The following is an 8,072-nucleotide window of genomic DNA, read 5'->3' on the forward strand; positions in this document are numbered from 1 at the left end:
TGGCTCGGGGTATGGGCGTTCGGCATGGACGACGGCCGCTCGGGCGGCGGCCGGGCGATCGGCCTGGTCATCGGCCTGTCCCTGGGGGCGCTGTAGGGGTCCAGCCAAGGTACGTGCAAAAGGGGCCATGACGTGATCTTGAAGTGGAGACATGTACGCACGGCCAGCCCTCGCAGCCGTCGAGGCCGGGCCCTACAGGTCAAATGGGGTGGTCAGCAGCCGACCTGATCGTGGGCGACAGCCGGGTCGAGCCCTTCCGGGAGGTTGTCGACGACGAGGGCTACCGCGGCGTCCGCGGTGTGGGCATACCCGATGACAACGGAGCTTCGAGGATTGCGGACGCGGAACCGTCCGTCATGGAGAGGATCGACCGAGGGTGCCTGGACCGACCACGGGTAGCTCGTGTAGCTGCTGAAGTTCAGGCTGAAATGACTGGTGAAGGGGTAGAGCTGCCGCAGTTTCGGTTCCGCTCCCGCCGCCTTGATCAGGGACACGATGTCCGGGTAGTTGCTGCCGGGGTGCAAGACATCGTGCCGCTCGTGGTGCCACTGCCAGACGAGCAGCAACTGTTGCCAGCGGGCCTTCACGGTCTCCGCCGGTCCGAGTTCGCGGGCTGCGGCGAGATCGGGAAGCTGGGGCTTCGGCGGGACGCTCGGCGTGTGGCCGGGGGCGTCCGGGGTCATCGTCACAGTGTGCCGCCGGTTTCTCTCAGATCGGGAAGGATGCCTGGAACGCCAGGCGCTCGTCGGCCTCGTCGCCGATGCGGGAGAGGACTTCGTCGAGCGCGATGAACTCCTCCCAGGCCGCCCGGCCGGTGGCCTCGGCCAGCCGAGCCACGATGAGATCCTCCAGGTCTGGAATGCGCTTGTTCTTCCAGATCTTGTCGGCGAGGCTCACCAGGAGATCTTCCACACCGACACTCGACTCCGTCCACGATGCATGTGTCGCGGCGAAGCGGGCGAGCTCCGAGCTGACGCCGCGGCCGAGTAGAAGAGTCCGCCCCGCCTCCTCGTGCGCCGCACCGGGCTCGGAAAGCTCGGAAACGTGCACCGACTTCCCGATGTCGTGTGTCGCGGCCCCGAAGAGCACCGCCTCGCGGTCGAAGTACAAGGCGGGACAGTGCCGCTCGATCCAGTCGACCAGCTGGTGTGCGACATCGTGGACGGCTCGCAGGTGGGCCGCCAGTCGCGGCGGGCACTCCAACTCGGACATAAGCTCCGCGACGCGATCCGGCAGCGGCAGCAGGGCTGGGTCGACGGTGCCACTCATGGCCCTCGACAACAAGGCGGTGTCGGTCGTCACCGCGTCAGGGTACTGGCCACGGAGTCCTTTTGTGTCCGTTAGGGGAACCTTCACCGAACAAACGTGATCTTGTCCGGCGAGAGAGATCGACCTGCACTGACGGCGTCTCATTTAGGGTGTCCGGTGATCTGTACGCTGAGCGGGGGCTTACCGTACGCTCCGGGCATGAGCGAACGCGTCGGCTATGCGAGATGCAGCTTGGACAGGCAGGACCTCACCGCCCAGCGCGAGATCCTGCTCAGCCTGGACGTCCCGGAGGACCGGATCTACCTCGACCACGGATTGACCGGAACCAACCGCGACCGGCCCGGCCTGGCTCAGGCCATCGCGGCCGTGCGCGCTGGCGACACCCTCGTCGTCCCGAAGCTCGACCGCCTCGCCCGCTCGGTGCCCGACGCCCGCGACATCGGCGACTCGCTCACCGCCCGCGGCGTCAAGCTCTCGCTGGGCGGCACGCTGTACGACCCCGCCGACCCGATGGGCAAGATGTTCTTCAACATCCTGGCCACCTTCGCTGAGTTCGAGGTCGACCTGCTGCGCATGCGCACCCGCGAAGGCATGGCGGTAGCGCGGGCCAAGGGCAAACTCAAGGGGAAGCAGCCCAAGCTCACCGCCCGCCAGCAGGCTCACCTGGTCCAGCAGCACCAGTCCGGCGAGCACACCATCGCCGACCTGGCCGAGCTCTTCTCCGTCAGCCGCGCAACCGTGTACCGCGTCCTTGAACGCCACCAGACCCCAGCAGCAGCGCCTTCGACCTCCGGCGGGCAGTGACGTGCTGCCCTACGTCTACCAGGTCACCAAATACGACCCTGCCGACCGCGATCAGCATGGCCACTACGCCGGTGCCGAGCCCGCGACCAGTGACCACGGACCGGTCGAAGCCGCCTATCTGCAGGCCGTCGCCGCCTTCGCCGAAGAGACCGGTGTCGACCAGCTGGCCATCCGCGAGCCGCAGCTCGGAGGCTTCGCCCACTTCGGTCTGGAACCACCGGTCGACGGCTACGGCCTGGCGGGCGTCTTTCCATGCGGCCTCACCGGGTTCCACGACGGTGCGCTGGTGCCGATTGACGCCGGCCTGGAACTGGTCAGGGCCATGCTCCGCGACAACGGGGCCTGGTGCCGTCTGGAGGCGGAGGGAGCATTCGCGGTGCACGTCGGCTGGGACCAGTACCTCTACATCGGCAGCAACCGCCCCTGCGAAGCGGCGCTGGCCCGCACCCGCTCGCTCGGACTGTTCCCGGAACGCCTGGACTCTTCTCCGTACGAGTTCGCCCCCGACGACCCACTGCGCGTACAGCGCCCGGCCGACGCTGATTTTTGGGCCCGCCTGCACTGGGTGGTGAGCGCCTACCGCGCCACGTTCCTGGAGGAGACCTACGCCGCGAACGCCTCCCGCTGGCACCGCCTCACCCGCGACAACATCGAGGCGGTGCGCTCTCAGCTGACCCCACGCGCACAGCTGGCGGTTTGGCCGGACCTGCTCACCGATGTCGACGTGGCCGTGGGTTCCCTGCCCGAGGTGGGCCTGGTGGAGGTCCTCTGGGAGGGCGAGGACGGGCGGATCACCAGCATGGTCGTGGATGAGACCCAATTCGAGGCACTGGCCTCCCAGCTCGCCGACGCGTGTGCTGCCGGCGTCGTATCCCTGACTACCGATGACCGACACCCGCTGTTCACCGCTGTGCTGCCGGACAGTGATGGGGTTCTCCGTGCACGTTGGCAGACCGAGCCGACGCCCAGCGACCGGGACTGGGCGTTCCTGAAGACCCTACGGCGCGGCCAGGTCGTCACCGGCACGGTGACGACCATCGCCAGCTTCGGCGTCACCTTCGTTGACCTCGGCGGCTTCACCGCGATGATCAACATCCCGGAACTGTCCTGGCGTCCGATCAACCATCCGTCCGACGTCGTCAGCGTCGGCCAGGAGATCACGGCCGAGGTCCTCGACGTCGACATGGTCCGGGAACGGGTGCCGCTGTCGCTCCGAGCAATACAGGAAGACCCGTGGCCCCAGGTCGCACAGCGAATCGGGCAGGTGATCACCGGACCGGTCACCAAGATCGTCCCGTTCGGCGTCTTCGTCCGCATCGAAGACCGAGAGGACGGCTTCCAGGGGCTGGTGCACACCAGCGAGCTGGATGAATCGTCCGGGAACGACATCGAGGTCGGCGACGCCCTCACCGTGAAGATCATTGAGGTCGATATCGCACGCCGCCGTATTGCCTTGTCGCATGCCCAGGCCCGCACAACCCTCCCTGAGAGCGACAGTGAGTGGGGATCGGCATGAGGAGCCAGGAGACCGAGTTCGACCGGGACATAGCCGCCCTTCTGGCGGCCAGGGCGTTCACCGAGATCCGGCATCTGGCCGGAGGCGCACAGCGCGCGGCACAGGACGACTCCCCTGGCGAGGCCCTGGACCGCATCAGGTTCCTGGCCAACTTGAGCCACAACCTTCCGGGCGTCGCACGGCCAGGCCCCAGGAAGCCGTCCCGTCGGGGCAAGTCCTCCGGGAGCTTCGATCAGGCGATGGCCCAGCGACCGATGAGCTGGGTCTGGAACACCGCCGGCCCGGAGGCGCGGACATGGATGCTGCGCCACATCGAACAGGCAGGGCGAACCTGGACACCACCCCCGCCACTGCCGGCGTCCCGCAAGGACCCGTTGCCGATGACACCGCAGCAACGGGTCGGCCTTCTGCTCAGGCGCTGGCCAGTCAAGGCCCCGGCCGGGCTCCAGCCACTGCCTCCGGAAGCGAACGTTCTCAAGGCCCTTGACACTGAGACGGTCTGCGCCCTGCACGCCGAAGCCAGATGGCTCCGGCTCGGCCTGAGCGGAAGGGAATCATGGCTCCGGGCCCACCTGGCCCCCGACGGAGTCCACTATCTGCTCCCGGATCCTGCGAACTACTACTGGCCCGGCACCCCGAACAGTCACGGCGGCAAGATCGACTGGTGGCAGTGCACCACGCTGCTGCAGATGTACAACGGAGAGCAGGTCAGTGGCATGGTCGCCGTACTCCCTGAGACCTTCACAGCGTTGCCCTCGGTGCTATCCCGGAAGGACCAGTTGCGACTCGTCCACCGCGTCCGCTCCATCGAGCGAGACACCTCGCAGTGGGGTCGAGACCACAAGGCCGAATGCGCACCACAGCTTTGCGGTTACGTTCCCGAAGCGACCGACAACGCTTCGACGACCACATGACCGCCGACAATGACGGCCAGCGGGATCGATCGTCAGCCGCAGCTCGACCATGATTGATTCAGTCGTCAGGAGGACGGGGCCAGGTCCTGCGGGTCGAGCTTGGTGAAGTCGACGTCCAGGTGCGGCTCGTACGCCTCCGGAGGCAGGTCGAGCTCGCGGGTGGAGTACTCGCCGAACCGCATGACCTTCTCGGTCAGGTAGGGCGAGACCTCGGCCAGGTCCTCCGGGTCGACCTTCCAGCCCTCGGCCTGCAGTTCGCGCACCGCCTGGGCGATGTCCAGGGTGTTGTGGAAGATCAGACAGTTGGTGAGCAGGGCGTTGAACTTGACCGCCTTCTCCTGCTCGACGGGGTCGTTATCGGCGATGACGCCCCGGTTGCCGAAGCGCACCCACTCGGAGAAGCCGTTGAACGCCTCGACCTTGTTGGTCGCGGCGGTCACCCGCCGGCGCATCTGCGGGTCGGTCAGGTACCGCAGCAGCTGGATGGTGCGGATCACGCGGCCGACCTCGCGGAACGCCGCGTAGTGGGCGTTCCTGGGCGAGCCGGAGCGCAGGCACCGCAGTAGCAGGACGGAGGAGATCTTGCCCTCGCGCACCGACAGCGCCACGCGCATGAGGTCCTTGAAGTGCGACTCGATCAGGTCCCAGTCGATGACGTTGCGCCCGGGTGGGCCGAACAGTGCGTCGGTGTGGACGTAGGAGGTCTGCTTGGTCGGGCGGAAGAACACCAGGTCCTTCCAGTTGCGGATCCTGGGCATCAGCTCGAAGCCCAGCAGGTGGGCGAGGCTGAACACCGGGAAGCTCTGACCCTGGGTGTCCGCGTGGATCGTGGTCGGCTGCAGCTCGGACTCGTTCTTCAGCAGCCCCTCGATGATGTAGACCGCCTCCCACACGCCACACGGGATGAAATGGGTGAACAGCGCGATGTAGGTGTCGGCGATGTGGTGGTAGGCGATGCCGCCGGGCCGGCCGTAACGCACGGAGGTCTCGGCGACCAGGTTGTTCAGGTAGGTGTCCATGTGGGTGCCGTCCGCGGCCACCGCGGTGCCGTCGCCCCACGCGCGGGACATGTCGAGCTGGGTGTGGGCATTGACCACGTCGGTGATGGCCTGGTTCAGCTTGGCGATGGAGAAATGGCGATTCGCCGTGGCGGACAGCTCGTGCCCGCTCACCCCGTTGATGTGCCGGGCCGCCTCGTAGGGGCCCAGGTTGGTGCCGTTGACGAAGGTCGTGATGACGTAGCGGCCGAAGGGGTCTTTGAGCTTGGGGTCGTGGCCGGAGGCCGGGCCGAAGCGCCGCCACCACTCGATCCAGTACGCGGTGCGGGCCAGCACCCCGAGTAGGGACCGCTCAGGCAGGCGGGCCTTGATGGCCTGCTCCAGCTTCACCGCGCTCGGGCGCCGCTCGTCCGCCTTGTACTTCTCCAGCGTCGGCACCCCGGTCTTCGGGTCGATGAACAGACCCTCGTTCTCCGGGTAGCCGGAGTCCGCAGCCACCGCCGCCTCGGTGAGCCGCTCCTGTAGCTGGGCGCGGAAGGCCGCCGCGTCGAACGGCCGGGTGTCGCCGGGCTCGCGGAAGCCGACCTCGACCAGGTACACCGGCAGCCGGACTTCGATGTCCTCCCACTTCAGCAGCTGCTGGCTCCAGTCGGCGTACTCCTCGGAGCCGGCCACCGCGATGTCGCCGCACCGCAGTTCCTCGATGAGGTAGTAGAACACCATGGCCTCGAAGTGCCGGCGCACGTATACGGACGGGCGGGTGCGGTCGCGCACGATCTTCCGCCAGTTCTGGGTGGCGAAGCGGATGTCCACCACCCCGGTGTCCCGGCCCTCGTCGTCCTTGCCCTGCCTCGGCAGATAGTCCCGCGAGGTGCGGAAGCGCAGCAGGTGCCCGAGTGCGTCCAGGACCCGGCTGTCCTCGCTGGTCGCCACCAGGTCCAGGTTCTCCAGCAGACTCAGCATCACCGGCCGGTCGGCCTTCAGGTGTCCGTGCAGCAGCACCTCCCAGAGGTCGCCGTGGTGGGCGGAGACCTTCTCGATCTGGTCGTACTGGGCGGCAAACCCGCCGAAGCCGTCCACGACCGAGGTGACGCTGAACAGGCCGTTGGACTGCATCATCAGGCCCTCAGAGAGCTTGAGGAACGCCGCCGACACCTTCCGGTTCAACCGGCGCGACACCTCGCCGGGCAGCGCTTCCTCGTCCAGGCCCTCCAGGGCGTCCAGGGTCTCCTTGGTCAGCGCGCCGGCCTTCGCCCTCGCCGTCTGCGCGGGACCGTTGGTGTCCACCTGTTGCAGCAGGGTGCGGTAGTTGCCGACTAGCACCTCGACGATTCCCTGCTGCTGGCGGCGGATCTCCTCCAGCTCGTCGCGGGCCCGCTTCACCTTGGTGGCTACCCGCTTGCAGAACATCGTGGTCAGGTCGTCGCGCACCCGCATCCGGGCCTTGTGGAGCAGGCAGGCGATCAGCGTGACGCGCTTGGTCTCCGCGCAGTCCTGCAGCACGGCCGCGTCCGCCGCCTCGGCCTCACCCGCGAAGTCCGCGATCTTCCCGGCCGCCAGATCCTCCAGCCACACCTCGGTGTCGCCCAGCTCGTCCAGCCACCGGCGGTGCTCCGCCAGCTTCTTGAGGTGCGACCAGGTCGCCCGCTTCGCGGGCTGCTTCAGCTGGTTGAACAGCGTCTTGCGGTCCAGGCCGAGCGTGGTCACCAGCCGCAGCAGGCCGGCCCGCTCCTCCGCGCCGATCCGCCGGTGGACCAGGGCGAAGATGTCGGTGTTCACCTCGGTACGGATGCGCATCGCCATCCGGTCCAGCGTCGAGAACGCCGGCAGCTCCAGGCCCCTCTGCACCAGCTGTTCCAGCGCGACGTTGATCAGGTCGGCCGGGTTGTTCTTCGACGCGGCCTCCGCCCGGATCGCCTCCTCGGCCACCTTGCGGGCCTGCCCGGCGTCGTACAGCACCCCCACCCGCTGCCGCACCAGCGCCCGGTGGTTCTTCGCCGTCTTCTCCGCGCTGTGGCCGGCCACCACGTCCTCCGGCAGCTCCACGGCCCGCCGCACGAACTCGACCACCGTCTCCGGGATCTCCTCCCACCGCGGGAAGCACCCCATCCGTTGGTAGGACTTCAGCAGCACCAGCAGCGTGAGCTGGTGCCCGTCCGAGTCCGTCCGGGCCACCGCCCACTCCACCTCCTCCCGACTCGGCGAGAAGAACAGGTGCAGCTCACGCGCGGTGATCAGCCGCTTGAACCGCGGATACGCGGTCCGTTCGATCGAGGTCATCCCGAAGCCCTACAACCCGAAGCCGACGCGGGCGGCCCCCGCCCGCGCGGGCATGCTCACACTCTGGCGCCTGGTCGAAGATCGAAAACCCGATACCCAGGACAGATGGGGGCCGGCGGTGGTAGACGTCCGGCGAACCTGATCAGGGCTTCAAGATCACGTCATGGCCCCTTTTGCACGTACCTTGGCTGGACCCCCACATCGGGCCCGAGAGCGGCGGATCCGTCCAGGTGACCCTCCCGTCCGAGGCCCTGTGCCCGGGCTTCGACGGCTTCGCCGTCCAGCAGCGCC

At 67.8% G+C, this 8,072-nt stretch carries 6 protein-coding genes; 3 read left to right on the top strand and 3 right to left on the bottom strand.

All coding sequences use genetic code 11. The features are described from left to right. Positions 1-212: 212 nt before the first annotated feature. Positions 213-683, bottom strand: a complete 471-nt coding sequence (locus ACZ47G_RS39470) for a DUF6193 family natural product biosynthesis protein (RefSeq protein ID WP_465751334.1) — start codon at positions 681-683, stop codon at positions 213-215. A 25-nt stretch (positions 684-708) separates the two neighbouring features. Next, positions 709-1,269 carry an HD domain-containing protein gene (locus ACZ47G_RS39475; RefSeq protein ID WP_465751344.1) on the bottom strand — a complete coding sequence of 187 codons (561 nt, stop codon included), beginning with the start codon at positions 1,267-1,269 and terminating at the stop codon, positions 709-711. Positions 1,270-1,467: 198 nt separating this feature from the next. On the opposite strand from ACZ47G_RS39475, the gene ACZ47G_RS39480 reads away from it, so the two are divergent. From ACZ47G_RS39480 to ACZ47G_RS39490, 3 genes are read left to right on the top strand one after another with little or no spacing between them, the layout of a single operon-like run. Then, on the top strand, positions 1,468-2,073 hold the full coding sequence (locus ACZ47G_RS39480; protein ID WP_465751336.1) for a recombinase family protein: 606 nt from the start codon (positions 1,468-1,470) through the stop codon (positions 2,071-2,073). 1 nt (position 2,074) lies between these two features. Further along, a complete protein-coding gene (locus tag ACZ47G_RS39485; protein ID WP_465751338.1) occupies positions 2,075-3,589 on the top strand; it encodes a S1 RNA-binding domain-containing protein in 1,515 nt (504 codons plus the stop codon). Next, positions 3,586-4,503, top strand: coding sequence for a hypothetical protein (locus tag ACZ47G_RS39490; protein ID WP_465751340.1), 918 nt, complete (start codon positions 3,586-3,588; stop codon positions 4,501-4,503). The genes ACZ47G_RS39485 and ACZ47G_RS39490 overlap by 4 nt, the downstream gene beginning before the upstream one ends. A gap of 65 nt (positions 4,504-4,568) precedes the next feature. Here the strand turns inward: ACZ47G_RS39490 and ACZ47G_RS39495 are convergent, their stop codons facing one another. After that, positions 4,569-7,781, bottom strand: coding sequence for a Tn3 family transposase (locus ACZ47G_RS39495; RefSeq protein WP_465751342.1), 3,213 nt, complete (start codon positions 7,779-7,781; stop codon positions 4,569-4,571). Positions 7,782-8,072: the final 291 nt, after the last annotated feature.

The sequence above is a fragment of the Kitasatospora sp. NPDC030952 genome (assembly GCF_055571335.1).

What these genes read in the sequence shown, in the direction of transcription:
- ACZ47G_RS39470 (WP_465751334.1), bottom strand. Translation starts at nt 683, where the DNA reads ATGACCCCGGACGCCCCCGGCCACACGCCGAGCGTCCCGCCGAAGCCC.
- ACZ47G_RS39490 (WP_465751340.1), top strand. Translation starts at nt 3,586, where the DNA reads ATGAGGAGCCAGGAGACCGAGTTCGACCGGGACATAGCCGCCCTTCTG.
- ACZ47G_RS39480 (WP_465751336.1), top strand. Translation starts at nt 1,468, where the DNA reads ATGAGCGAACGCGTCGGCTATGCGAGATGCAGCTTGGACAGGCAGGAC.
- ACZ47G_RS39475 (WP_465751344.1), bottom strand. Translation starts at nt 1,269, where the DNA reads ATGAGTGGCACCGTCGACCCAGCCCTGCTGCCGCTGCCGGATCGCGTC.
- ACZ47G_RS39495 (WP_465751342.1), bottom strand. Translation starts at nt 7,781, where the DNA reads ATGACCTCGATCGAACGGACCGCGTATCCGCGGTTCAAGCGGCTGATC.